The sequence below is a fragment of the Candidatus Binatus sp. genome (genome assembly GCF_030646925.1).
Lineage (GTDB): Bacteria > Desulfobacterota > Binatia > Binatales > Binataceae > Binatus.
Genome location: NZ_JAUSKL010000089.1, coordinates 83,627 through 109,465 on the forward strand (window position 1 = coordinate 83,627; position 25,839 = coordinate 109,465).

At 59.0% G+C, this 25,839-nt stretch carries 20 protein-coding genes and 1 pseudogene; 11 read left to right on the top strand and 10 right to left on the bottom strand.

Going from position 1 to position 25,839, the window contains the following annotated elements:
• The first annotated feature begins 11 nt into the window (after positions 1-11).
• Positions 12-1,397, top strand: coding sequence for a dihydrolipoamide acetyltransferase family protein (locus Q7S58_RS16185; protein ID WP_304828054.1), 1,386 nt, complete (start codon positions 12-14; stop codon positions 1,395-1,397).
• A 151-nt stretch (positions 1,398-1,548) separates the two neighbouring features.
• On the opposite strand, the gene rpsT is transcribed toward Q7S58_RS16185, so the two are convergent.
• A complete protein-coding gene (gene rpsT, locus Q7S58_RS16190; protein WP_304828057.1) occupies positions 1,549-1,848 on the bottom strand; it encodes a 30S ribosomal protein S20 in 300 nt (99 codons plus the stop codon).
• Between the two features lie 137 nt (positions 1,849-1,985).
• Between rpsT and Q7S58_RS16195 the strand changes: the two genes are divergently transcribed.
• Positions 1,986-2,252 (top strand): hypothetical protein, encoded by a 267-nt coding sequence (locus Q7S58_RS16195; protein ID WP_304828060.1) that lies wholly within the window; start codon positions 1,986-1,988, stop codon positions 2,250-2,252.
• A gap of 145 nt (positions 2,253-2,397) precedes the next feature.
• On the opposite strand, the gene Q7S58_RS16200 is transcribed toward Q7S58_RS16195, so the two are convergent.
• Entirely contained in the window at positions 2,398-3,795 is a 1,398-nt protein-coding gene (locus Q7S58_RS16200) for an SIR2 family protein (RefSeq protein ID WP_304828063.1), read from the bottom strand.
• Positions 3,796-4,105: 310 nt separating this feature from the next.
• Complete coding sequence (gene mazG, locus Q7S58_RS16205; protein ID WP_304828066.1) at positions 4,106-4,894, bottom strand: nucleoside triphosphate pyrophosphohydrolase; 789 nt, start codon at positions 4,892-4,894, stop codon at positions 4,106-4,108.
• A gap of 120 nt (positions 4,895-5,014) precedes the next feature.
• Between mazG and Q7S58_RS16210 the strand changes: the two genes are divergently transcribed.
• On the top strand, positions 5,015-5,776 hold the full coding sequence (locus Q7S58_RS16210) for a cyclase family protein (protein ID WP_304828069.1): 762 nt from the start codon (positions 5,015-5,017) through the stop codon (positions 5,774-5,776).
• Positions 5,777-5,778: 2 nt separating this feature from the next.
• On the opposite strand, the gene Q7S58_RS16215 is transcribed toward Q7S58_RS16210, so the two are convergent.
• The gene (locus Q7S58_RS16215) at positions 5,779-6,441 is read right to left on the bottom strand and encodes an alpha/beta hydrolase (RefSeq protein WP_304828072.1); all 663 of its coding nucleotides are present in this window, start codon (positions 6,439-6,441) and stop codon (positions 5,779-5,781) included.
• Positions 6,442-6,574: 133 nt separating this feature from the next.
• Between Q7S58_RS16215 and Q7S58_RS16220 the strand changes: the two genes are divergently transcribed.
• The 3 genes from Q7S58_RS16220 to Q7S58_RS16230 are packed head-to-tail and all read left to right on the top strand — an operon-like array spanning position 6,575 to position 12,329.
• A complete protein-coding gene (locus tag Q7S58_RS16220; protein WP_304828075.1) occupies positions 6,575-9,562 on the top strand; it encodes a phospholipid carrier-dependent glycosyltransferase in 2,988 nt (995 codons plus the stop codon).
• Complete coding sequence (locus Q7S58_RS16225; protein ID WP_304828078.1) at positions 9,562-10,341, top strand: hypothetical protein; 780 nt, start codon at positions 9,562-9,564, stop codon at positions 10,339-10,341. Before Q7S58_RS16220 ends, Q7S58_RS16225 begins: the two co-directional genes overlap by 1 nt.
• Positions 10,338-12,329: a PA14 domain-containing protein gene (locus Q7S58_RS16230; RefSeq protein ID WP_304828081.1), complete on the top strand. Its 1,992-nt coding sequence runs from the start codon at positions 10,338-10,340 to the stop codon at positions 12,327-12,329. The genes Q7S58_RS16225 and Q7S58_RS16230 overlap by 4 nt, the downstream gene beginning before the upstream one ends.
• Here Q7S58_RS16230 and Q7S58_RS16235 read toward each other — a convergent pair.
• From Q7S58_RS16235 to Q7S58_RS16250, 4 genes are all read right to left on the bottom strand, one after another.
• Positions 12,326-13,408 carry a zinc-binding dehydrogenase gene (locus Q7S58_RS16235; protein WP_304828084.1) on the bottom strand — a complete coding sequence of 361 codons (1,083 nt, stop codon included), beginning with the start codon at positions 13,406-13,408 and terminating at the stop codon, positions 12,326-12,328. The genes Q7S58_RS16230 and Q7S58_RS16235 overlap by 4 nt on opposite strands.
• A 140-nt stretch (positions 13,409-13,548) precedes the next feature.
• Positions 13,549-14,247, bottom strand: coding sequence for a hypothetical protein (locus tag Q7S58_RS16240; protein WP_304828086.1), 699 nt, complete (start codon positions 14,245-14,247; stop codon positions 13,549-13,551).
• A gap of 517 nt (positions 14,248-14,764) precedes the next feature.
• Positions 14,765-16,453 (bottom strand): recombinase family protein, encoded by a 1,689-nt coding sequence (locus Q7S58_RS16245; RefSeq protein ID WP_304828090.1) that lies wholly within the window; start codon positions 16,451-16,453, stop codon positions 14,765-14,767.
• The gene (locus Q7S58_RS16250) at positions 16,440-17,123 is read right to left on the bottom strand and encodes a DUF2924 domain-containing protein (RefSeq protein ID WP_304828094.1); all 684 of its coding nucleotides are present in this window, start codon (positions 17,121-17,123) and stop codon (positions 16,440-16,442) included. The genes Q7S58_RS16245 and Q7S58_RS16250 overlap by 14 nt, the downstream gene beginning before the upstream one ends.
• 1,051 nt (positions 17,124-18,174) lie before the next feature.
• Here Q7S58_RS16250 and Q7S58_RS22260 point away from each other — a divergent pair.
• Positions 18,175-18,261, top strand: a pseudogene (locus tag Q7S58_RS22260) (ATP-binding protein); the annotation flags it as partial.
• A 161-nt stretch (positions 18,262-18,422) separates the two neighbouring features.
• Here the strand turns inward: Q7S58_RS22260 and Q7S58_RS16255 are convergent.
• Positions 18,423-18,569, bottom strand: coding sequence for a hypothetical protein (locus tag Q7S58_RS16255; protein ID WP_304828097.1), 147 nt, complete (start codon positions 18,567-18,569; stop codon positions 18,423-18,425).
• Between the two features lie 328 nt (positions 18,570-18,897).
• Between Q7S58_RS16255 and Q7S58_RS16260 the strand changes: the two genes are divergently transcribed.
• The 3 genes from Q7S58_RS16260 to Q7S58_RS16270 all read left to right on the top strand — a co-directional run bounded on the left by Q7S58_RS16260 (position 18,898) and on the right by Q7S58_RS16270 (position 21,785).
• On the top strand, positions 18,898-19,269 hold the full coding sequence (locus Q7S58_RS16260; protein WP_304828100.1) for a helix-turn-helix domain-containing protein: 372 nt from the start codon (positions 18,898-18,900) through the stop codon (positions 19,267-19,269).
• Positions 19,270-19,484: 215 nt separating this feature from the next.
• A complete protein-coding gene (locus Q7S58_RS16265; RefSeq protein ID WP_304828103.1) occupies positions 19,485-21,131 on the top strand; it encodes a hypothetical protein in 1,647 nt (548 codons plus the stop codon).
• Positions 21,132-21,296: 165 nt separating this feature from the next.
• Positions 21,297-21,785, top strand: a complete 489-nt coding sequence (locus tag Q7S58_RS16270) for a hypothetical protein (protein ID WP_304828106.1) — start codon at positions 21,297-21,299, stop codon at positions 21,783-21,785.
• Positions 21,786-23,189: 1,404 nt separating this feature from the next.
• Here the strand turns inward: Q7S58_RS16270 and Q7S58_RS16275 are convergent.
• Positions 23,190-24,122: a WYL domain-containing protein gene (locus tag Q7S58_RS16275; RefSeq protein WP_304828109.1), complete on the bottom strand. Its 933-nt coding sequence runs from the start codon at positions 24,120-24,122 to the stop codon at positions 23,190-23,192.
• A gap of 140 nt (positions 24,123-24,262) precedes the next feature.
• Between Q7S58_RS16275 and Q7S58_RS16280 the strand changes: the two genes are divergently transcribed.
• Positions 24,263-25,357 (top strand): patatin-like phospholipase family protein, encoded by a 1,095-nt coding sequence (locus Q7S58_RS16280; RefSeq protein WP_304828112.1) that lies wholly within the window; start codon positions 24,263-24,265, stop codon positions 25,355-25,357.
• The last annotated feature ends 482 nt before the right edge of the window (positions 25,358-25,839 follow it).

A 25,839-nucleotide genomic window follows, 5' to 3' on the forward strand; every position in this document is an offset into this window, starting at 1 on the left:
TTGACGTAACGATGCCCCAAATGGGCGAGAGCGTCGTCGAAGGCACCGTCACCAAGTGGCTGGTGAAGGAGGGCGACACCGTCGTCGAGGATCAGCCGCTGGTCGAGATTTCGACCGACAAAGTCGATACCGAGATTCCGTCGCCGGGCGCGGGCCGAATCACAAAGATCGTCGCGGAAGAGGGGCAGACGCTACCCGTCGGCGCAAAGCTCGCCGTGATCGAGCAGGCCGTCGCGGAGACCGTCGCCAAGCTCAAGATGGTCCCGCCCAAAGTTGCGGCGCCGCCACCCGCGATGCCCACCGAGAGTCGGCCAGCGCAGCGGGCTCCGGCCTCGATGCGAGAATCGGCGCCCAGCGCGCGCGCCGCGTCAGCCGCGCCGATTCAAGATGAAGGGGAACTCGCCAGCGCAGATTTGCATCGCCGATATTCACCAGTCGTGCTGAAGATGGCCGCGGAGGAGGGAATTGATTTAGGCCGCGTGCCCGGCACCGGCATGGGCGGACGCATCAGCAAACGCGATCTGACGCGCTATCTCGAATCGCTGCGCCAGGGCGGCGCTGCGATTTTAGAACCGCTCCAGCCCGCCAACGGCGCCGCACAAGCCGCTACCGCGCTAACTGCGCCGCCTGCCGTTTCGCAAGCGCCCTCCGGCGCGACGGCGCCCGCGTTTCGCCCGCCGATCTATCAGCCGGTCGAAGGCGACATCGTTGAGCCGTTCACGCGCCGGCGCAAGCTCATCGCCGAGCACATGGTTTTCTCGAAGACTCATTCGCCGCACGTCGGCACCGTAGCTGAGGTCGATGTCACCGCGGCGATGGCGCTGCGCGAGCGGCACAAAAACGAATTCGCGCGCCGCGAAGGTTTTGCGCTCACGTTCTTGCCGCTGGCTGCGGCGGCCACCGTCAAGGCGCTGAAGGAATTTCCGCGCATGAACGCGTCGGTGGTCGGCGATTCGGTCGTGATTCGTAAGGGCATCAATCTCGGCATCGCGATGGATACCGACGAGGGCCTGCTGGTGCCGGTGATAAAGGCGGCCGAGGGGATGTCGGTGGTCGGTATCGCGCGCGCGATGGAAGCACTCCGCCGCAAAATCGCCGACAAAAAAATCAGCGCCGACGATCTCGCCGGCGGCAGCTTCACGCTCTCGAATCCGGGCCGCGAAGGTAATCTCTACGGCTTTGCGATCATCAATCAGCCCCAGGTTGGGATCCTCAGGATGGGCGAAGTGAAGAAGCGGGCCGTCGTTATCGAAGCGGCCGGTGCCGACGCGATCGCGATTCGCACCATGATGTATCTCGCGCTGTCATACGACCATCGCGTCGTTGACGGGGTGCTCGGCAATCGGTTCCTCTACCGCGTCGCGCGCATCATCGAGGAAGCCGACTTCGAAATCTAGGGAAGAAAGATTTAACCGCAGATTGCGCAGATTTCACAGATTCAAAACGAATCTCATACTAAAAAGGGCGGCCTAATCAGCCGCCCTTTTTTCTTATCTGTGTAATCCCTTAATCTGCGGTTAATTCTTTTCGGTGCCTTAACCCTGCGGATTACGCTTCGGTCTTTGCCGCCTGTTTGACGAACTTCCGATGCAGGCTCGCCGACAGCCGCGCGACTTTGCGCCGCACCGTATTGCGATGAATCGTGCCTTTGCTGGCCGCCTTGTATAGAACCTTGGTCGCTTGTTTGAGAGCGTTGCGCGCCGAGGTTTCATCGCTCGACGCGATTGTCTCGGCTGCAGTCTTGGCGAGGGTGCGGGCCCGCGTCTTGACGACGCGATTGCGCTCCGCGCGCTTCAGGCTTTGACGATGACGCTTCTCTGCCGACGGGTGAATTGGAATATGAGGCATAACTAGCCTCATTTATCAGTGCGCGCCCCCCAGAGCAATACAGCCGTCCAAATGATCGCGTACCTGATTCCACTTCGACTTACCAATTAACCAAGGAAGCGATTGATAAACTCTGGCGATGCCTTTACAGTCGCGCCATGAAGCCTGGCCACGCCGCCGCGCTCGCGCTTGTGGGCTGGTATCTGATGCTCGGCGCCCCGCCCGCAAAAGAGGGAGTCCGAAACTATGATGCGCCGATGTCTCAATGGGTGCAGGTGCAAGCCTACGATAGTGCCGCCGATTGTGAAGCCGACCGCACACGGCGATGGTATATGTGCGATCAACAGGGCGATAAAGCCGGCGCTAAATTGTGGTTCGATGCGAAGTGCGTCACAACCGATGATCCACGCCTCAAAGCAAAATAAGCCACTCACGATTTTAAATCCAGACACTCAGCCGTGATTTAGGACATTACCGCGAAATGACTGGCCAGGGCGACCAAAGGAAAAGCCGGCCAAAGCGTCAACAGGGGACGACTGTCGCGTTGATGCAAAATCGCTCTATCTTCCTTCAGCGACGAAAAGTCCTTCCTTGAGAATCAGAAACGCTGAACGGAGCATCATCACCAGAACAGGTGTAAGTGTTGAGTGGGCGCCCCATGCGTTCTCGATAAGACTCGCGCGAGTTCGCGTCGTGAGGTCCAGTGAAGAACTCGCGCGTATCGGCCGGTATCAGTTCAATGACACCTTGTTCGCGAAGCTCAGGGCGAAAAAGACCCGCCGGGCCGATGAGTTGGTTTTCAAGGCGCTTTCTCTCAGCTGCGTTGCCCGCTTCATCTCCTAGCGCCGGATTGACGAAGAATACCTTGCGCAGAGAAATGTTATCTTGAAGACCGGCCGCTAGAAGGTATCTGAAGTGCACATCCGTCGGAGGGACGGAGTAGCCGAGAATGACTAAGTTGGTTGCGGTTTTTAATGCGGCGACCGCCGCGTCCCATACCCCTGCAAAGAAGCCTACAAACATCTTGTGCCAAGTTGGAGGCACGAGAAAGGGCGATACCCCGCGAGCTCGCACAGCATCGTAGTTCTCACAGAGAGACAAGCGCATATAGCCGGGCTTACCCGACAAGCGACGGTTCGGTTTAACGGCTTTACCTTCATCTACCTGGAGTTGCGCCAGCAGCACCCTACGCCCAAGCCGCTCCTGCTGTTCGGGTAGCAAAGCAATCCAATTCACAGAACCATGTAGCTTGAGTAAGGCGACTCCTGCGTTTGCGTACGAGTTTTTGATACGCGCAGCCGATTGGTCAAAAGAAATGGCCTCGATCGGTAGCCCATAATGAAAGGGCAAGTCGAGCTCTTGGAGTGATTGCTCAATCAAATTGTCGTAGTTAAATGTGATGATTGTATCGCGATGGTTGTCTCCGTTGTTGTTGAAATAGCCGCACATTACGCCCATATAGAAATCGTAGGGCGGGCAACTGTGCCATTGACCTTTCCGGACGCCCTTCTTCATATCTTCCTGGATATAGGAGAGAGGCATCCGCCAACTCGCCGGCCTTTTCCAATCGGGCCGATCTAATACGCCAATTTGTAACCTGCTCCATACGTCAGTAGGCTTGGCAGTTTGTCGCGCATACTCGAGCGTCGCAGCGATAGCCAAGGGCATCGAGTCCGCCAACTTTTTGTCGCCACTCGCAGAGGCAAGACTGAACAGCTCCTCGACATTCTCAATATTCAGAGGAACCCGATGAGCCGCCGCAGCCGCGCGGATGCGAAATTCAAGCACCCGCTCAATAGCTTCCTTTTCGGCATTGCGTCCACCTTGCGCTTCTAACCAGGCAGCGGCATCACGCATCCTGTTCATGAAGTCCTTAATAAGCGGAAACCCCGCGTCGGCAGAGAAACCGGCCCCCAAGATATACACGTTGCGGTCGTTATAAGCGCGGATAGGCGGATCGTTGGGCACTTTGCGAACCTCCCCTTGTTTCTGCGTTACAATAGGGCACGATGCCGCGTTGGGTTCTGCTTCGGCAATCATGGATACGGACTAAACCAAAATATTGCGTCCCTGATGACCCAGATTGATACCGCCCGTGTCATTCCGAGCGAAGCGAGGAATCCCGGATCTTTTCTTCGCCGAGAATTGCTCCGGGTTTCACGCCTCGTCGCCTCGCTCACTCGGAATGACACGGAACGGCTCTGCTTACCTTTGTTTTTACGATTCTACTGACAGCGCGTAGCGCGCATCTGTTTCGGACTCCGATTTGCTCCTCTCCTCATCGCGGCTTCTTCAGCTCCTGCCACAGCGATTCGATCGCTTCCGGCGGCATCTGCTTGAGATCGAGCCCGCGCTCGGCGGCGCTCTTCGCCAGCGCGTCGAACCGACCGACGAACTTGTCGCACGCAGCGCGCAATGTCTGCTCCGCATTGCGCCCGACGAAGCGCGGCGCGTTGGCGACCGCGAGCATCAGGTCGCCGATTTCCTCGCCCGCCGCGTCAAGGTTCCCTATGTCGAGCGCGTGCTCGATCTCCGCGATTTCCTCGCGCACTTTGGCGAGCACCTCGCGCAAGTTTGCCCAGTCCATCCCGGCCCGCCGCGCCTTCTCGCCGAGCTTTTCCGCACGCATCAATGCCGGCAGGGCGCGACCGACATGAGCGATACTCTTCGCGTCCTGCGTCTTCTTCTCACGCTCGCTTTGCTTGATACGCTCCCAATTCTCGATCACCTGATCGACGGTGTCGGCGCGCGTATCGCCATAGACGTGCGGATGGCGTCTTACGAGTTTCTTCGAGGCATCTTCGAGCACGCCGGCCAAATCGAATTGATTCTGCTCCGCCAGAATGATGCCGACGAACAGGCTCTGCACGATCAGATCGCCCAGTTCTTCGGCGACCTCTGGCGAATCGCCGCGCGCGATCGCGTCGGAAACTTCGTACGCCTCCTCGATCAGATGGCGCGGCGTGTCGGCGAGCTTCTGTTCGCGATCCCACGGGCATCGCTCCCGCAGTTCCGTCACGACGGTCAGTAATTTCGCGAACGCCGAGGCCGCATCGTTATCGCTCATGCGCGCGATCTTAGCATGCGATTTTCCCGAGTCCGATCATGCAGCGCTCTTCGATTAGCGATAGCCAAGCGCATAGCCACCGCACTAAGATCGCGGCAAACGCACCTCTGGAGTGTCGCGATGAAGATAATCGATATCGGCGTTCCACTCGACGCGGCCCCCTACGCGCCCTGGACCTACCGCTTCAAGCGCGTCACGCACGAGGAAGGCGCCCGCGCGATGCTGCGTTTGTGGAAGGGCTCCGACGTCGGCGATTACCCTGAGTCGATGGCCTTGAGCTGGGAGACCATCACGCTCACCGGCCACGCCGGCAATCACCTCGACGCGCCGTGGCATTTCGGACCGCTCTGCGAGGGCAAGCCAGCGCGCACGATCGATCAGATTCCGCTCGAATGGTGCTACAGCGACGGCGTGCGCTTCGATTTCCGCCATCGCCAGGGCGAGGACATCACCGTCGAGGATTTGCAAAACGAACTCGCGCGCATCGATTACAAACTGAAGCCGCTCGATATCGTGCTGCTGTGGACCGGCGCCGATCAATTTATCGACGATATCGATGAATACGTGCGGCGTCAGGCCGGTCTTTCGATCGCGGGACAGAACTTTCTGCTCGATCAGGGCGTGAAGCTGATCGGCATCGATGCGATTGCGATGGACGTATCGTTCGCCACGATGAATCGCGCGTTTCGCGAGGGCCAGCCCGATCCATTCTTCCCCGCGCATTTCGTCGGCCGCAAACGCGAGCATCTGCACATGGAGAAACTCGCGAACCTCGGCGCAATTCCGCGGCCGTTCGGATTCAAGGTAAGCGCGTTGCCGATCAAAATCACCGGCGGCAGCGCGGGATGGGTGCGCCCGGTCGCGATTCTCGAAGATGACTAAGGCTACGCGCTGATTACCGGTTCGAGCACCTTCGTCGTCAGAAATTCAGACAAGTCGGTAAGCGTCTCGGCCGTGATTTCGTGGCCGCAATCGTATTCGCGAAACGTCACCGGCATGTTCAACGATTGAAGCGTCTCGACCGACGCGCGTGCGCGAGTGATTTCGATCATGTCGTCGGCGCGGCCGTGCTGGACCAGCGTCGGCAGCCGCTCGAGCGATTCGGGCTCGCGCGCTTCGTCCTTCAGCTCCGGCGGAAACATCGTCGCGATTCCCACCAGCGCCGCGAACTTCGACGGATTCCGCACCGCCAGCCGATACGCCATCATGCCGCCCTGGCTGAAGCCGAGTATCACCAGCTTCTTCCGATCGACCGGATATTTCTGCAGCGCCACATTCAGGAACTCGGTTGCGGCGCGCCCCGCATCTTCGATCGCCTCGCGATCCGGCGGCCCGCCCATCCGGATCGGAAACCATGCGTAGCCGCGCGTCGGGCCAATCGGCACTTCCATCGGGCCCTGCGGACAAATCACCATGAAGCGGCCGTCCGCGATATACGGTGCGAGGCCGAGCAGGTCGAGCGCGTTGGCGCCGAACCCATGCATCGCGATTAGCGTCGGATGCGGGCCTTCGCCCGCGGGTTCATAGACGGCATGAATCAGTCGCATCGATTCGGCCTCCCGTAATTGGCGCATCATAGTCACCCTCGATGCCGCATCGCCAGCATGCACCGAAATGTGAAACGCCCGATGCGCCGACTGTTCATCGCGCTCGCGATAACAGCTATCTTATCCGCGCGCGATGGTGAAACTCCTGAACCGGCTTGGCGAACGATTGGCGGCGCGAGCGTTGATGCCCACCCTGGGCGTTGTCGCGCTCGCCACATTTTCGATCGCCGCCGCGGCGCCGCACAGCACCGCGAGCGGAAAGTTCATCGGACTCATCGCCGGCGCGATGCTCCTCGCGCTCGTCTGTTACGCGCTCTTCGACTACCTGCGGCCGCTGATCGACGATCGCGAATCGGGCTTGCTGATCGCTCTTCTAATCCTGGTCGCGATCGCGATCGTGAAGCTGGCCGTGATGCCGTTCTTTCCCGGCTTCGGCCCCGACGTCGGCAGTTACCAATCGTGGGCCAGCCAAATCGCCGACCAAGGGCCCGCGCAAACGTACCAGGAAGGTTACTTTCTCGACTATCCGCCCGGCTATCTGTACGCGCTTTGGGTCGCCGGCCTGGTTGGAAGTGCGATCGGTGCGACCGGCGACTTCTACCGCGTGATCGTCGAGAGTCCCGCGATTCTCGCCGACCTCGCGCTCGCCGTCCTGATGTTCGCGTTCGTGCGCCGCAGCCATCGGTTCATCGTCGCGCTGGTTGCGATGCTGATGGTCGCGCTGAATCCAGCCTTGCTCTACGACACCGTCATCTGGGGCCAGAGCGATTCGGTGCTGACCTTCGTGACGCTGCTGAGTATCGTCGCGATTCTCGGCGAGCAATACGAAATCGCCTTCGGACTCGTCGCGATCTCGATCCTCGTAAAGCCGCAAGGCCTGATGATCCTGCCGGTGCTCGGCTGGTGGACGATGCTGAAAACCGACGTCGCGACCTGGCTGCGCTCGGGTGTCGCGCTGATCGCCGTCGCGATCATCGGCATCGCGCCATTCCAGATCGGCCACGAGTGGAACTGGATTCTCAAGCTCTACACTTCGACCGCCGCCTATTATCACGAGACCTCGGTCAACGCGTTCAACCTGATGGCGCTTATCGGCGGCTTGCGCGCGGGCGACGACGGCACGATCGGCGGCATCACGTATTTCGCGCTCGGCATGAGCATGCTGGTTCCGCTGTATGTGTACATCGCGTGGATTCTGTGGCGCGGATGCACGCCGAAGCGGCTGATCTTCGCGTGCTTCATCGCGATTTTCGGCTTCTTCATGGTCGCGCCGCGGATGCATGAGCGCTACTTGTATCCCGCGCTCGCGCTCGCGGTTCCGCTGGCTCTGGAGGCGCCCGAGATGCTCGCGGTGTTCGTCGTCCTGAGCGCAACGTGCCTGTTCAATCTCGCCTATATTCTGCACACGCTCGAGACGGTTGTATTCCTCGACGGGCACGATGGACTCGCAATGGCGGCGTCGGCGTTCAATTTGGCGGTGCTCGCAATCTCGGTTTATTTCGGCGCGACCGGACTCGACCGCAACGCACCTGATCGCATCGAGCGTCCCGAACGCGCCGAACCCATCGATGCCGATGAAGTTCTGGAGTCGCGCGAAGCGAGCCATCCGATTGCATCGCGTAATCTGCCGGAAGCTTTCACCTGGGATCGCGTCAAAAGTTGGCTGGCCACCAGTCGCGCTCACGCTGGTCCGGAAGAGGAGGTACACGCGCCGCCCTGGATTGCCTACGACACCCTGATCATTTCCGCGCTGCTAATCGCCGCGGCGATTACGCGCTTCTGGCATCTCGGGCATCCCGCCGACATCGTCTTCGATGAAGTTCATTTCGTCGCGCAGGGCCGGCACTATCTGCACGGCGAATCGTTCCTCGATCCGCATCCGCCGCTCGCGAAACTGGTCATCGCCGCGGGCATCTGGCTGTTCGGCGATCATCCGTGGAGTTGGCGCGTCGGCAACGCGACCATCGGCACCGCCTTGGTCGGCATCACGTATCTGCTCGGGCGCAGGATGACCGGATCGCGCCTCGCCGGTGCGATTGCCGGTTCCTTGATTCTGCTCGACGGATTGTTCCTCGTCGATTCGCGCGTCGCGGTGATCGATATTGTCTATCTCACCTGTGCCGCGGTCGCGTACCTGATGCTGTTCAAGTTCGCGCAGTCGAACGATCTCAAGGAACGCCGCGTCGTGCTGATTTGGCTCGGCCTTGCGCTCGGGCTCTGCCTGTCGAGCAAACTCTACATTCCTGCGATCACATTTCTGCTCGTGATGGGATTCCTCGTGTATATCATGATGCGCCGCGGGCCCGGCCCTACTCCGATTCCGCCGGCCAGCCAGCGCCGCACGGTCGCCGCGGTCGCGATCGTCAGCGCCGTCGCCTCGATGGCGTATCTCGTGATTTTCATGCCGCACTACTACCTCGGATGGTGGGGTGGCATCTCCGATCTGTTCGACTACTTCAAGGAAATCGTCTGGTACGAGGACAGCGTCAAGCTCGCGACGCATCCGTACTCGTCGAAGTGGTGGAGTTGGCCGCTGATGCTTCGTCCGATCGCGTACTGGCAGGATTTTCCCAAGACCGGCAACGTCTCGACCATCTGGGGCGGCGGCAATCCACTACTATGGTGGGGCGCGCTTACCGGCATCACGATCACCGCGGTCAAAGCACTCGAACGTCCCAGCCTGACGCGCTCATTTCTCGTCGTCGGCTATCTCAGCTACCTCGTGATCTGGATTTGGATCGGCCGCACGCTTTTTCTCTATCACTACATGGGCTCGATCTATCTCGGCTACATCGCGCTCGCGATGGTGCTCTCTGATTGCTTCGAGAATCGCGCCGAGTCGTGGGAGCATCTCGCATTGCTGCTCACGATGACGCCGGCGTTCGTCCTCGGCCTCGGCACGACGTTGGGCGCCGTCGCATTCGGTGCGGTGCTGGTCGTGTACGAGGGGTTCACGCTGAAGTCCGGCCACGCCGGCCGGTTCGTCGCGACCGTCTTCATGATCGGCGCGATCATTTTGTTCGTGTATTACTTCCCGGTGTGGATCGGATCGCCCATGAATCGCGACGGCTACTACGAGCGGATGTGGTTGCAGGGTACGGATATCCGAAACTGGATCTGATGAAGCGCACGCCATACTCGCCGCCGCGCGCGATCCGCCGCTCGATTCTGCTCTGCGCGATCTTCGCCGCGCTTGTGATAACGCCTTCGCTATCGCGCGCCGCCGAGAATCTTCTAAAGAATGGCGACTTCTCCACCGGCTCCGGCGATCAACCCGACGTCTGGCGCACCGAGGCGTGGATCAACAAGCCCGAGAGTTTCGAGACGCACTGGACCAATCCGCCGGCCCCCGGCATCAGCGAACTCGAAGTGAATAACATCGAGGCCAACGACGGCCGCTGGATGCAATCGCTGACGCTGGGCCCCGGATGGTACGAACTCAGCGCCGAGGTCCGCACCGAAAACGTCGGCGACAAGGAAACCGGCGCGTCGATCTCGGTGCTCGAGGACGGCGTGATGTCCGCCGACATCCACGGCACCAGCGGATGGCAGCGCGTGTCGCTCTATCTGAGAGTCGGAAAGCAGGGCGCCGATATCGATGTCGGGCTCCGCGTCGGCGGCTTCGGCAGCCTGAACACTGGCAAAGCTTTTTTTAAGAATTCGCGGCTGATCAAGATCGATGCGCCGCCGCCGCAAGCCACGCCGGCCTTCGATCTCACGGAAATTCGCAAGCAGGCGCTGCCGGTGCCGATCGGCAGGCCGTATTCGATGGTGCTGACTTTCATCGGGTTGATTCTCGTCGCGATCGTCGGATGGCGCGTCTTTGGCGAGGAGCAACCCGTCGCACAACCTGCGAGCGACGCGGCGAAAAAACGAACCGAGCGGGCGGCGCGGCGATGAACGCAGCCGAGAAACGTAATCGTCAAATCGAAAACGCGGTCTTCCTGATCCCGTTCGTCTCCTACGCCTACTTTTACCAGGGCTCCGATCAGAGCGTCGCCTGCCGCTTCGATCTGATGCGCTCGATGCTCGAGAAGGGCACGCTCTGGATCGACGATTTCTGCGGTTTCAACACCGCCGACATCATCAAATTCGGCCCGCATATTTATTCCGTCAAAGCGCCGGGCACTTCCTTCACCGCCTTGATTCCGTGGGCCGCGATCAAGCTCGCCTTGACGCCGTTGCAGGCGAATCACGAGGAAATGTTCTGGGCATTCGCGACCTATCTGACGACGCTCGCGACGACCGGCCTCCTCACCGCGCTGATGTGCCTCGTGATGTATCGATTCGCGCGCTTTCTCGGCGCGCCGGAAGGCCGCGCCGCCGGCATCGCGATGATCCTCGGCCTCGGCACGATTGCCTTCCCCTATGCGACGGAACTCACCGGCGAGCCGGTCGCCGCGGTGACTTCATTTTGCGGATTCTACCTGGTTGCGACGTTCACCAAGCGATCGTCGATCGCGCGCGCGTTCTTCGGCGGCTTCCTCGCCGGCTGGGCCGTGCTCAACGACTACCCGGTCTTTCTCGCCGCCGCGGCAATCGGGATTTACGCGCTGTTCAAGTTGCCCGCATGGAAAGATGTGGCCGCATTCTCGGCCGGCGCCGCGATCACCGCGATCGTGTTATTCGCTTACAACTGGGGCGCATTCGGCAGCCCGCTCTTCTTCAGCTACCAGGCCTTCAAACTGCCCGAGAACGCCCAGTTTCCCGAGCAAGCCGTCGGCTTCGTCGGCCTCACCTATCCGAAAATCCGCATCCTGTGGAACGTCCTGCTCGATCCTCAGCGCGGGCTCTTATTTTGCAATCCGGTGTTGCTGCTGACGATTCCGGCGGTCGCATACTTCGCCCGGCAATTGCGATGGCGCGCCGAATTCGCCGTGACGGTCTTTGCTTTCATGGCGTTGATTCTCTTCAACGCCTCCTACGGCGAATCGATCGTATCGTGGGGCGGCGGCACCGCGACTGGTCCGCGCCAGATCGTCGCGGCGATTCCGTTCATGGTATTGACGCTCGCGTTCCTGCCGGCTGCGTCGGACCTCCTGCTCGGCGCGCTGGCCTTCGTCTCGGTTGCGATCATGCTGATGGCGACTGCGACCAATCCGCACTTTCCCTATGAGTACGAAAATCCGGTGCGCGATTTTGCGCTGCAACAATTCATGCGCGGCGATTTCGCCACCAATCGCGACTCGTTTTTCGGCGGCGGTATGCTCTTCGGCGACTCGATCGCTTTCAATCTTGGCACGCTGCTGCGATTGCCCGGCCCGATGCAATTATGGCCGCTCGCGGCGTGGTGGATTATCGGCGCGTTCGATTTCGCCGAGTCGCTCCAACTATGGGGCCGCAAAACGACGCGTCATCTGATCGCGATTGCCGCCTCGATCGGAATCGCCAGCATCTTTCTGCTCTCGATGAGCGCCGCGATTTTGCAGCCTTACGAACTCAGCCGCCCGAACGGATTGCTCGGCCGTTACATGGTCGGCGACAACTGCGCCGATAGCCCGCCGCATATCGTGCGCGTCGATCCGCAACTCGACTTCGTGAATATCGGCCACATGGGTGCGATGCCGTTTCCGTCGTGCACCGTGTGGAAGGGCCAATTGATCGCGCCGACCGCCGGCGACTACCGTTTCGCGATCGACGTTGACGATTCAGGATGGGTCGCGATCGATGGCGTGCAGATCATTCGCGATCCGGGCAACACCAGCAAGCCGCACGAGGAGGGCACTATCCACCTCACCGCGGGACGGCATCTGATCGAGGTCGGCCAGCGCAACCTCGCCGGCGACGCCTACATCCATCTTTTCTGGCAGCCGCCCGGCGCCGGCGGCCCCGAAATTATCCCGTCGAAAGCGTTGATTCCTGAGCGCCTCGATCACGCCGCGCGCTAATCCCGTTCCGGTATCAAGCCCGCCCGCGTGATTTCGCGTCGTTCGCTCTTGTCCAGCGCTTCCGCTGCGCGCGAAAGCGGAAACGTCGCATCGCACATCTCGCGGTACGGAAACCGATCGATATGCGCCGATAGAAAATCGAGCGACTTCTTCAAGTAGTGCGGCGGATAGGTCGCGACGCCGATGATCTCCAGCGATTTGAAAGTGATCAGCGAAGGCGCAAGCTCCACCGTCAGCTTCGGCGATATGTTCCCGACTTCGATCAGCCGCCCGCCGTTGCGCGTGAGGCGAATGCCATCCATGAACGCATTCGGCACGCCCGCGACTTCGAGCACCACGTCGGGCAGACCGTTGCACAACTCGCGGACGCGTTTTTCGCGCGCCTCGAATTCAGCGTGATCGCTCATATCGATCGTATCGTCGGCGCCGAAGCGTTTCGCCTCGCGAAGCCGCAGCTCGACCCCGTCGATCGCGATCACTCGCGCGCCGCGCGCCTTCGCGATCGCCATCGCATGCAGCCCGAGTCCGCCTGCGCCAAGCACCAGCAACGTCTCGCCGTATGCCAGCCGCGCGCGATCGAGGCTCCAGTACACTTGCGACATCGCGCAGTTGGCCGACGACGCGATCGAATCGGGCACGTTGTCCGGCACTCGATAAAAGTGCTGCTCGGGCTTCACGATATAATGCGTCGCGAAGGTGGCGGTGAAATGCGGCGGCTCGTCGGGATGGCGCATGCCCATCCCCTTCGCCGTGCACGCGGCATGATTGCCGGTCACACAATTCACGCATCGATTGCACACCGTGTAGTACACCGGCGCGATGCGGTCGCCGACCTTGACCGGCACGCCCGCCCAGTCGGTCTTCACGCCCGCGCCCAGCGAATCGATATGCCCGCTCATCTCGTGACCGGGCATGATGCCGCGGCGGCCAAATTCTCCCTTCCACATGTGCACTTCGGAACCGCACACATTGGTCTGCGTAACGGTCGCCACGATTCCGCCGGGCTGCGCGGTGGGAACGTCATATTCGTGAAATTCAATCTGATGCGCTGCGGGAATAAATGCGACGCGGCCTTTCATCGTGATGCCTCCGAAGAATTTGTGAATCGCCGCATCGGCGAGTTGGATCGTCGCCTCGGCGAATTGAAGTGATGGCCCGTTTTCTATCCTGCGCGAAAAAAATGTCAAGCGCGTGCGCTTCGACCTCGCGCGACCGTCATTCAACGCGATGCCGGCGGCGCGCCCGGTATCGTCAACGGCGATAGTCCCGGCGCGATCGAAAATCGCGACGCCGCGGGCGATTTGCCGATGGTCGAGCCCGAGCCCCGGTTATCTGATGACGTCGGTAGCGTCGGTCGCGCCGGCGCGATCGCTGCCGCCGTCGGCTCAGACGCCGGCGGAGACTCGCTCGGTTGCGTGAACGTCGGTCGCCGAGTCCGCTTCGCCACTACCAGCAATTGCCGCAGCAGATTCGATTCCTCAGTCCCGCGCGATATGCAATCGACGTCCTTGGTCTGGCGCAGCGGCACCCGCACCGGCGACGCAAACGTCGCGCGCACCTCGACGACGCTTGCTTCCTTGCCGTGCGGCCTCACCAGGAAATTGTACACCGACGACGAATTCGGCTCCGGCTCGGCGGCATACGTTCCGACCACGCTCTTGATCTTGCCGCAATCGGCGTCGCGCAGCGTGAAGCGCGGTCCCACCGCCTCGATAATCCCGTGATTGGAATCCTGCGCCTGAATCCGCATCCCATTTTCCTGGATCATCGAATTGACCGCGTCCCACGCCAAGTCGTACGGCAGCGGAATCACCACCCGCTGCTGCTCGTCGCGCGGCGGCTCGGTCATCGGCGGATAGACGCACGCACCGGCGGCGATCGAAATCGCGAGCGCCGCAATCCGCAGGTAATTCTTCATCGCGGGTCGAACTCTCATTAAACTGCGGTCGCATGATAGCAGAAGGCGCGCACCGAACGCCCAACCAATGCGACGTAGCACTCGGCCGATCCGGGTCCTTGATACCTCGCCCGTTACTTTACGGGAGAGGAGCCCGCCGCTGCGGCGGGTAGGTGAGGGTACCGGATCGCCCGACACAGCACCGTGCGTTCCGGGTGAATGTCGTCAAACGGCCGGGAACTTCAGTTCGTCGCGTCGCTGATGCCGACCTTCAAAGGTGCTCGGGGTTTTGAATCCCCCTCGCTCCGCCACACAGTCTGGCATGTTTCCCTACATTATGGAGGAGTGATGAAATCGGCGCGTGGGGCGCGAATCACGCGCGACCGTGGACCCGGAGAATGCCAACGGCTGCGGCTGAGCGCAAAATGGCGCAAAATTCTCTGTTCGCGATTTCGGCGTGTCCATCCGCGAGCCGGCCTCCATCTTGCTGGAGGCCAGTACGTACTTGGGTAGCGCAAGCTACTCCGCCGCGTAAAGTCTATCGGATGTCCAGAGCCTGGTCCTGCGCGCTCCAGAGCGGGGGCAGTTCGATTCTTTGGGTCATTGCGAGGGTGGTGAGGTCCGCCGGCTGGCGGCCTTCGGCGATCGCCTCGACGATCCTGGGCGCCAGAAACGCCAGCCGCATCACGCGCCGCACGTGACGGCCCGTAAGATGTTCTCGGTTGGCGATCTCGCCGATCGATTGCGCCCGGCCCGCCAGCAGATCGTTGGACCATCGATACGCTCGTGCGGTCGCGTTGAGCAGCGGTAGATCGACACGCGCCGTTGGCGTGGCGTCACCATCAATGATCAGGCGCATCTCAACGCCGCGCCGCCTCATCCGCATCGGGACGAGTCGAGCTAGCGCAAGTTCGTTCGGAGTTGCGGCATCATGCCCTTCATCGGATGGGATCGGCAACTTGATCAATACCTGGATGCCGTTCTGCTTGAGTACGACGCGTTCGATCAGCCGGGTCAGTACTGATGCAGCTTCCGCTTCGGACCGCAGGCTTTGAATCCAGGCTTCGGCGACCTTGAATATCGAGGGCAATCGGCTCGCATCGATGTCGAACTCCTCAATCGCTCCGGCGATTGCCGCTCGATCACCGAGAATCTGCTGAGCCGCGGCATTAACGACCCGCTCAAGCTCCGGTGCAGCTACGCGCCACCCGCGCTGGTCATCTTGTAGCGACCCCCTGACCAATCCGCGCGAGACGTAGTAGCGATAATGGCGCGCGCCTTTTACCGCGCCCTGCACATACAGGGGCTCGCCATTCTCGTCGAACAGTTTGCCCGCGAGCGGGCTGGGCGGCGCCTTGGTCGGTCGTTCGCGATGCGTAGCGGCTTGTTCGCGCAAGTGCTGCTGGACCTTCTCCCACAGCTCCCGGCTCACTATGGGCTGGTGTTGCCCTGGATGGCGTTCCTTCTTGTGACGGATCTCGCCGAGATAGATCGGGTTAGACAGCATCTGGTACAGAGCCCCGCGCGAAAATTGCTGGCCTCCCGATCGCACACCGTTTTTTGACACCCGGACTTTGGAGACGATCTCGCGGCGCTCCAAATCGCCTCTCAGGAGCCGGACGGAACCGAGTTCCAGATATCGTTCATAGATGTGTTTCACCGTCGTGGCTTCGGTCCGATTGACTACCAGCCGGCGATCATGGACGTCGTAGCCCAGTGGTGGTACTCCGCCCATCCACATTCCCTTGCGCTTGGAGGCGGCAATCTTGTCACGGATCCGCTCGCCCGTTACTTCGCGCTCGAATTGCGCGAACGACAGCAGGACGTTGAGCGTAAGTCGGCCCATAGAGGTCGTCGTGTCGAACTGTTGTGTGACTGCGACAAACGAAATGCCATGCGCGTCGAACAATTCGACCATCTTGGCGAAGTCTGCGAGTGAGCGTGTGAGGCGATCCACTTTGTAAACGACCACCACGTCGACCAGTCTCCGCCGGATATCTTCCAACAGGCGCTGAAGCGCGGGACGCTCCATCGTCCCGCCCGAAAGGCCACCATCATCGTAGGCGGTCTTGATGAGCCGCCAGCCCTCGCCCGTCTGGCTCTTGATGAACGCCTCACACGCCTCGCGCTGCGCGTGGAGTGAGTTGAAGTCCTGCTCCAGTCCTTCCTCGGACGATCTGCGGGTGTAGATTGCGCAGCGTCGTGTTCGCGACTTAGCGTGCTCCATCGCGGCTCTCCTCTTGTGATCGCTTGAAGCCGAAAAACAACGGACCCGACCATCGAGTTCCAGTAATCTCGCGCGCGACTTCCGAGAGCGAACGGTAGTGCCTGCCTCGGAAACGAAATCCCTTTTCGAGAACACTTACCTGATGGCTGATACCGCGCCATTCGCGCACCAGCACCGCGCCGGGCTGCACGATGCGAGACGGTGTTGCGGCCAAAGCCGACCCGTTAGCGCCATCATGGGCGAACTCTGCCAGCAGGCGTCGGGTCGAGGGCTTGAGGCCGCCGAAAGCTTTTTCCTGAAGGCGATACGCGATCGCGCGCGTCAGGAAGGACCGGCCGATGTCGCGCGACGGCGCCTTTCCGAACATGGCTCTCCAGCGCTCACGGAGTTCATCAACACCCAGCTTCGACAGGCTCGCGATTTCCGCGGCGAGCGCTTCGCGGCCGATAGCCGGTGCGCGCCGCTTCATGATCGTTTCTCCAAATATTTCGCGACCTTCAGCTCGGCATCCAAGCTCATATATGGTCCTCCACGAGGTGGGATTTGCTGCCCCAAATGACACCACACACATTGCTCGTTTCGTCGCACGGAGCCAGTCATGTGCTGCTCGAGATTTCGGGAAATATCCGCTCTCACCAGGTCGTTTCTGGCGCGATTTCGGCAGTCCCATTCGCCTTCCAATCGCCTCGATCGTGCAGACCGTCGATGCGTAGTAGCGGCTTATCTCTTTCTGCGCGAATGACGTCGGGAAAATTGGAGGAAACCACTCGCTTCAGGCGCCGACCAGAGCAAACATCCCGACGAGCCCTTACGGCTCAAGGAGATTCAGAACAATGGGACACGCGAAACTGCCGAACGGAAGCGGGCATAAGCCAATCGGACACTCTTTGTCATCGGACCGGAAAAAAGCGGACCGGAAAAAGGCTGAGTCCGCACGCCCGCTCCGGAAGGAGATAAGCAGCGAGTCGAAATCAGACAAACTGGTTTGCCGCTATTGCGGGAGCGATGACCTAGCTCCGAGTTTTATCAAGCGGCGCGACCGCCGATGCCGCAAGTGTTTTAGCAAACGGTATGGCTCAGCGGCACAGGCGCCGAAGGCAACGGTCAAGAAGAAGTAAATTCCACCACGACGTGAAATGAGGGACCGGGCTCGAAGGGGCGCGGCCCTTTTTTCGTTTAGGGATTCCTTTGCGGGCGAAGCTGAACGAAATCTGCCCGTGCCGAAAAGCCGCTGAGAGGACTGGCTGTTTGCCCTGAATCGAGCAGAGCGATATTTTCGCCTCTTTTGGCGCCTGCTGGCGTGCGTTGAAAGTCGCCTGAGAGTTCGAAACGACTGCGCTCCGCCACCCAGTCCTCGAGGTTGAGCATTCTCCGCCGGAGTGCGCGAAATTGGCGCGTGTGCGCGGCTTCAGGCAATCAAAGGGGACTGGAGAATCGCCAGTTGCCAGTATCGCCGCGGATGCTGCCCGGTTCCTCTCCGCCCGCCGCACCGGCGGTGCCCTTTGCGTCGATTTCAACCCCTTTTCGCTTTTCTCCTTATGAGAGCGCGAAATACCTGCGTTTTATTCTCTCCGCCCGCCACTTACTCGGTGCGAGTCAGTTCCGATGAGGAAAGGAGCGGCTGGGGATGTTCATAGCGCCGCTCGGTTGGAGCCGCTCCCTATCCGGTCCTGGCATTCTCAACGAAGCGGAGTGCGCGCCGACGACTTGCCCTCTCCGGCACTTGCCAGAAGGGCCACGCGGTCGGCTTCACCACTGCCGCCGCCCTGGTCAACGAACTGCACGAAGCGCGCGATGAAAAGCGTCTGCCTGGTTCTCGTGTTTTGAGAATCGACAGGTAAGCCATTTCCAGCAAGAAACTGCGCCGACCGAGATCGTCGTAGCCTTTGGCAATCTCGTCCAGAGCTCGAACCTGGTAGCCGCGAAGAGTGAGATTCGGGTGCAGACAAACGATGCACCGCGCATCACTCTAAGCCGACACTTGTTCGAGCAACTTCCTGGCGTCCTTGAGATCGGCGGTGTCCAAGCCCTCAGTGAACCAGCCGTAGATATCGCCAAGAATCGTGCGCGCCTCGCGGCCGCGTCCACTATCGCGAAGCACCCGGCTGAGGCTCATCGATGCCCTAAGTTGCCATGATTTAGCGTTTTGCTGCCGCGCTAAAGAAGAATCCCAATTGGATCGAAAGTGAAGGACGCGAGTAAAGCTGCGCTGCGGCGATTCGTAAGGCGCGCGACGGACAAAGACGTGGTGCAGTCGCCGTCGCCCTAGCAGGTTGCGGAAAAACCCGGCGAAAGACGATTTCGGCGAAGAGTAAGCATTACTACGATTGCGAGAGTGCATCTTGGATCAATGTTGTCAGCGGTTAAAAACACTTTTTCCGCAACCTGCTAGGAGTGCAACAAGGTCATTGAAATGTTGAAGGCGTGGCGGAAGCGATTGAGCGGTGCAGAAGCGGAGGTGGTGGAATCAGGCGATGCCATACGATCCTGATAGTGAAAAGATCGTCTATCTCACGCGCGAGAAGCTCGTGAAGCTGCTGGCTGAAGAAGAGACGGAAGCTCTGCTCAAGAAGTATGGAGGAACGCGCGTCCGCGTCCCGCGCGAGGGAACGCCTCCGTTCGACGAGATGGCCGATTTGATTGGCGAGATTTCAACGCGGGCACTTTCTTCGGCACACACCCGCCCGCCGCAAACGCGCACTGGGATCGTCGCGCTCGCAGCTCGGGGTCTCACGCGCAGCGCGATCGCGCATAAGCTCGGATTGACTGAGCGTCACGTGCGGCGCGTTATTTCGGAAGCGAAACGAGGGGCTTGAAGAAGATAGGTTCATAAAATGGCCTTTTCTGGCCGGCAAAATGGTATCGTTACGTTGCTGGCGGTTGCGACGTGTCTTTAGATGATGAACAAGAAGAAGTTTGAACCAAGGGCGGCCGGCCGCAAGAGGGTCTCTCTACGGCGCCGCGACTGTCTACACCCGGGCAGCTTTTTCTCCGCGCTGCGGATCGCTAACTACTTGAGAAGTATCCGAAGATGAGCCTACTGATCACTGTCGCCGCTTTGGTCGTGGCGATATATTCGGCCTCCACAAAAGATCGCCGACTAGACCTCCTCTTCCGAATCGGGCGACTCGATATTTGTGTTTTCTCGCTCGGCTTTGTGGCCGTCATTTACCTTCAATTCTATGAAGTCTTTAAGCTCAACGGTCTGACAGTGGCCTCAACAGCTCGTTACCCAAGGCTGCATGGAATCACTCCTAACGACGCAATGGATCTGGTGATACTGGGCATTCTCGCATGGTTCGCTGTACATATGCCACTCGCCAGGCTTACCAGACGCAAGATCGGACAGTTCCAGCGACTCACCAACGAATTATATTGGACCGAGTCATACACGGAGCTGTTGTCCTTAATGGAACGTCATCAGAAGAGGTTCTTCAAAATCTACCGCTCTGATTTTTTATTGTCTAGTCTGCGACGATATCTGGTTCCCGATCCCTTCTTGGGAGTGCGCATTCATCTCACGTTGGATGCAAACACCGATCTCGTCGCGTTGAAGGGGTCGCTGCGTGCGGAATTGCTGAAGCTTGGGAAGTCGATTCTGGCTGGTTCAGCAAAGGTCCTGCCTAAGTATGAAAGGGAGCAGATCATATCGAGGGAGATTGTCCGCACCATTCTGCTTTCGCCGAAAACAGTCGCCGCAATCGCTCGAACGCGCCCATATTTTGCGATTAACCTTGTTCAGGAACTGCGGGCCGACCGCACGCGTTACGATTTTGTAGATCTCTATTTCACCGCGCTTCTTAGAGACTCATCGAGCGTGCTGTATGACGAATTGGAGAATAATCAGAACGTCGGCCAATTCCGCTACTATCTGAACCCCTCAAATCAACTTCTTTACTTCTTTCTGTCTGATGTACAAAGAGCCCACGACACCTACTTATGGAAACCTGTCGGTGACTATAGTATTTCGCTGTTAGATCATCTCGCACGCGATCCCGGAAACGATACTTATTCCCTCGACATGGGCAACTTTTCCGAGGTGGAGCAGTGGCATTGCCCTCTGTTCGCTTCAATCCGATTTTTCGACATCATGGTGCGCGAAGCCCTCTTCCAAGGGTTCAGCTGGCATATGGGCTTGATTCACTACATTCCTCAAATCGTACGACGATTTGTTCGCAACTACAGACTAGATGACCCGCTGATTCAGCCTGAGTCCGAGTGGCCGAACAGGTATAGTTATCTTATCTATCGAGCTTTCGATGCGATGAGCGATTGGCTCTTGGCCATAGAGAAAGTAGATCCAGCTCAAAACAACGTCGTCTTGCGTTCCGTGGGAACTTACATAGAACCCGACAACATCCCCAAAAGCGCGATACTTGCCATGTGCGAGTCGTTGCGCACCGTAATGGAATCGGAAACGTTACCCGAAAATTTCAAAAGCTATGTGGCGGATATGGTGTTTGAGCTGTACTTTAGACTTCGCTCCTCGAGCATTTCAAGCAGTTATTCGAAGGTACTTAAGCAAGCCCTCGTGTACGGCGGATCTTATCAGCGAACAAAGGACGCCATTTATCGCCGAGCCTTGGCGACGGCCTTTTGGAGACATCGTAACGAGTATAGCATCAAGAATCCCTCCGAGTTTGTGGACGAGCTGGCTGAAGCAATGGAAGCCGATTAAAATGTGCATCAAGCGCCGCCGACACCGCGCTCGCAAATGAAAACTCCTTGACGCTGGAAACGCCACGGAGTAGGGTGCTGTTCATTCGCTCCTGACGGGACGATCTAAACTAACGTGGCGTGAAGCCACCAAACATGAGGCCGGAAGGCCCGAAGGATGACTCCTATGACGGAAGTCGAGACCTCTCTACTTCTCAACAAGTTCAAACAGACCGCCGCCGAGCTGAATCAGGCTTCAAACGAGATCAATTCGATCATCTCGTCCTACGAGGCTCAGTTGGCAGAGGCAAACGCCGGCGTCGAACACTGGCTGGAATCTGAGAGCGACGCGCTTTGTCCTAGCACTCCGGATGAATCCAGTAACGAACCCGGTGTTTTGGTTGAGACGCATAAAGCGCATCAACTCGGGTTCGCAAAACTAAACGTATTTTGGAAGCTGGTGATTCGTCAGGTGAACGCGGAACGGCGCCACTATGCCGGTATAGATGAATATATCGCCCGGCCGATCGAAGGGAGCATGAGCGAGCTTTCGAAGGCTTCTCGCGAGATCCGCATCGCCGCTCTGGGCAAATTTCCTAACCTGATTGAAGAGATGCATCGGGAGGCTGTTTCGGCCTTGGAAACAATTACCCGCGCAAAGCGTCTCGTGCGCTAAAACAACTGCGAAGTCGCAACCCCGTCAGGAGCGACTACCTTTACTTAAGCCCTTTTCTAATAGCCTTCGGCGGCTGACGATCTGACGCCGGGCGGGGCACAGCGCGCGGCAAAGACATCCAGAAAAGCATCTGAAAAAGTGTGATCGAACCAGATCGAAAAACGCGATCGAACCAAATCGCATTCTAAAAGAAGCGAGGAGGTCATCAGGCAGGTCCAAGAACAAGGCGCTACGGCCGAACATGCGGATTCTGATCGCCTGCGGCACGATCGAGAGGTTGCCGGCCCAACAATTCGAGCCGCCGCAGTGCATGGTCGGGTCTTCGCAGGTAACTGTAGACGAAGCCGTTCATATCTACGTGGTCACGACCAGGCCAGCTATCCGGATCGTCATCGAGTGCGTTCGCCGATGCTCCGCTAAGATCCATGAACCCTTCGGTTCCAAATTGCGTGTTCCGTGCGAACACTCCTCCTCTTATCTGCTCGCTCAATGCGAAATATCGCGCTTCTAAAGTCGGCACCATCGATCGAGAGATCGCTACCGATCTCCGTAGCTACTAGACTCACTTGCCCCACCGCGGTAGCCCCACTGAAGTCAACCTTGCGACCGATCTTCGCGTCGTCAGCGGCGAACGTCTCGCCCCGCCGCCGTCAAATCGAGCCCTTGAACAGTCAAGGCCAAGACCGATGTGCGCACCCGCCAGATTAACCTCGCCTTGCGCTGTTAAACCGTTTCGAAGAAACACCACTCCGCCGATACGCGGGGCATTGAGGCTGAGTGCCATACCGGTCGGATTTGCGATGCGTCCTCCATCTAGTTCCAGATTATTCGCGATTTCTGCCCCTCGCAGATTCACACCACCCACGGCATGAAAACCGTGACGCAGATTTACAGCTCGCGCCCGCAGGGAATCGGCATTTATTGCGACGCCCTCGTTTCCATCTGACCGTATTAGGCAACCATCCAGACTCAGAAGCGACAAATCGGAATAGAGAAGGGTAAGTGCTGCAGAGAAGGAACACTGGAAAAAGATAAGGGGAAATCGCACCCTAACCGCGCTGAGATTCAATGCGCCCACCACCTTCGCGCATGCGATCGTGATGCCTCTCGCGTGGACGAGCCCACTAGCTTCGCGGTCAACGCAAAGCCACGTTAGAAGCTCGGCTCGTATCTCTCTTTCACTGCCCCAACTATTTGCCTCCGCGGGCGCATTCTCCGGAGCGCCCGGGCCTCTGCCTTCCGGTCCGCAGTACGCCTGCTCACCCGTAGCGGCCGCATGAACCAGTTTCCGTTCGGCTTCCGCTAATTTTGCGAATGTCTTCGACGCTAGTTGTTCGAGGCTGGGCTTTTTCGTCTCTTCAGCGCCACTCACGAGCCTATGTCCCACATTGCTGGATCGCGTCTTTACTCTGCCCGGACGTATCGATCTTTCTTCCTCGCCGGCCCTTTCTCGTGATCAGAGCGAAGCTCTTTCCGTACTTTCTCCACCTCCGCTCGATTAAGCAGAACCACCTGTTGTCGTTCTGGGGGGACCAGATTCGACGCAAGGTCGAGTCCCAGCTGCCTCTCAACATAGTACGAAAGGCATACGCGGCTGACGACACTTACGACACCGTCGGTCATGCCAAAATCGCGCTCAATCGCGTGGCGCTGAGCTGCCTTCATCTTGGGATGTGGGCCAATTCGGAGGGTAACTTTCGTGTGCCATTCCCGATCCGTAGACGGGTCCACACTATCCGGCTTCGACTCTCCGACTGATAAGAACCGAGCTAAAACGAAGTCGCGAAAATCTTCATGCTCATGGCACCATGCCCGGACGTGCCATCGGAAACCGTCGAATCCGAGCGCATGAGGTCTCAGCCACCGCCACGTAGGGCGGGCGTGACTGAACGACTGATAGTGGACGCGCAGGCTTAACGACTTTCGTATCGCCTCTGTTGCCGAGCGAAGTATTTCCACACCTAGGTGACGATGCACAAGCGGAACAATTTCAAATGGCGGAAGCCAGCCCAACCAAGTCTCTTCCTGCTTCAGTACTTCATCTGCGACTGATCGCAGCTGCGAGAGGTAGTAGCGCGCGGTCGGAGTCGAAACGACCGGCGTGAAGCTTTTCGTCGCGACGTACGTCTTGAGGCTGCCGTCATACCGAATGTTATCGGGCGCAATCGTCTGATATCGAGCAAGGTCCATCGAAGCCTGAGGAGCCGAGATGTCGAATTTCTCCGTCAGGTCAGAGCGATTGAACTGTCCGTCCCAAAATAGGCGGAATTCGATGAACTCCAGACGCTGTTCGACACTCCATCGCATTTCCGTGCTTTCGGCGATCGCCGCCGCCATTTTTGTCACCTCGTCACCTCCTCCATCGTCCCACCTTCCAGCATACTAACTTGACTCAAGTTTCTCAATCCATCTAGTTTCTAGACGTATGAGGTGATATTGTTGGAGCAACGGTGCCGCGAGGCACGGATCGAGACGAGATGCGCGAGAATAAAAGACCCCTTCGGGTCCTCAGTTTGGACGGCGGAGGAATGCGCGGCACATACGCCGCGACCTACTTGGACCGCCTCGCCAGTGGTTTCGCGTTGCGCCGCGGCATCGCGGGAATCGACATCGGCGCTGCTTTTGACCTGATCGTCGGTACGAGCACGGGCGGAATCATCGGATGTGCTCTCGCCGCCGGATTGCAGTTGAACGAGGTGATCGAACTTTACAGGAAGCACGGACGAGCAATTTTCCGGCGCCCCCTGCCGGAAAGGGCAGGTCTCGGCTTGGCCATCGATCTGCTTCGTCGACCGAGAGCTCTTGCCTGCGGTACCGAAGCGCTCCGTTCGGCGCTCACGGCGCGTTTTGATCAGGAAACTCTGGGCGAACTATTTCAGCGCCGCGGGATAGCCGTGGCGATCGCCGCCGTAGAACTCGGGCACCACCGAAGTTGGGTTTTCAAGACGCCGCATCTGCCAAATACTAATCACCGAGACGATAAATATCGGCTTGTCGACGTATGCCTCGCGACGACGGCGGCACCTGTCTACCGTTCCTTGGCGGCGATTGATCATCCTGGCGGACTGCAGGGCAGTTCTGGCCGGGATGTCTTCGCGGATGGCGGGCTCTGGGCCAACAATCCGGTCCTGGTCGGGTTGGTCGATGCACTCGAAATGACGGATAGCGACCGTGCCGTGGAAATTTTTTGCCTGGGAACTTGTCCTCGACCAGCCGGCGAGCCAGCTGATCGCATTGATCTTAATCGCGGACTTGCGCAATGGAAATTCGGTGGAGATGCTGCGTCCCTCGCGATCGACGCGCAGGAATTCGCGTACGACCACATCGCTCGGTTGCTCGCGAAGCATCTCAACCGAAAGTGCGACATTGTTCGCTTCCCTCGCGAGCAAATTCCTGCAGCGCTGATGGAGTTCCTTGGTTTGGATGACACGCGCCCGGAAGCCGTTGCTGCCCTGATAAACCAAGCACGCACCGACGCCAACATGGCCAACAGCCATTGTGGCGACCTCGCGAATCCGCAAGGCCAGCTCATGGCGCGGTTGTTTATGGAAGCACCGCCGCGACCGCCGTGATCCAGTTTTTTATCGTTTGGATGGTGTCACCAGTTCGGATTGCGAGTAGGTGTAGTTGGGTGATCGTGAGAATCATGGTCGGCATAGCAGTAGGCGTGGTTGGCACCCTTCTGGCCTGGAGCACTAAGTCACTCAAAGAGACTGTGAGTCGAAGGCTGGACCGGCAGAAAGTGTACGTGTGGCTCGAGCCGAACACGCGCGACGAACTAGGCGAAAGTCATAGAGACCTACGAACCCTGTCCACGAACGCATCCATCTCTTCGTGGACGAGAAAGGGGATGGAATCTTGGAGCGTGTAGCGCAAGGAGCCGCAGAGCCTTTATGAGAAAAAGGGAATACTCAGGATCTAGCAGGCTGCGGAAAAATGCCGAACAGTCACGAGTTTTTCTGTGCTGATGAGTTGGGGTCGCTACTTGGTTAAGGGTTTGGAGGTCGAAAGTGGCTCATCCGCTGCTGCTGGTGGGTGTTTCAGGTGACGAGGT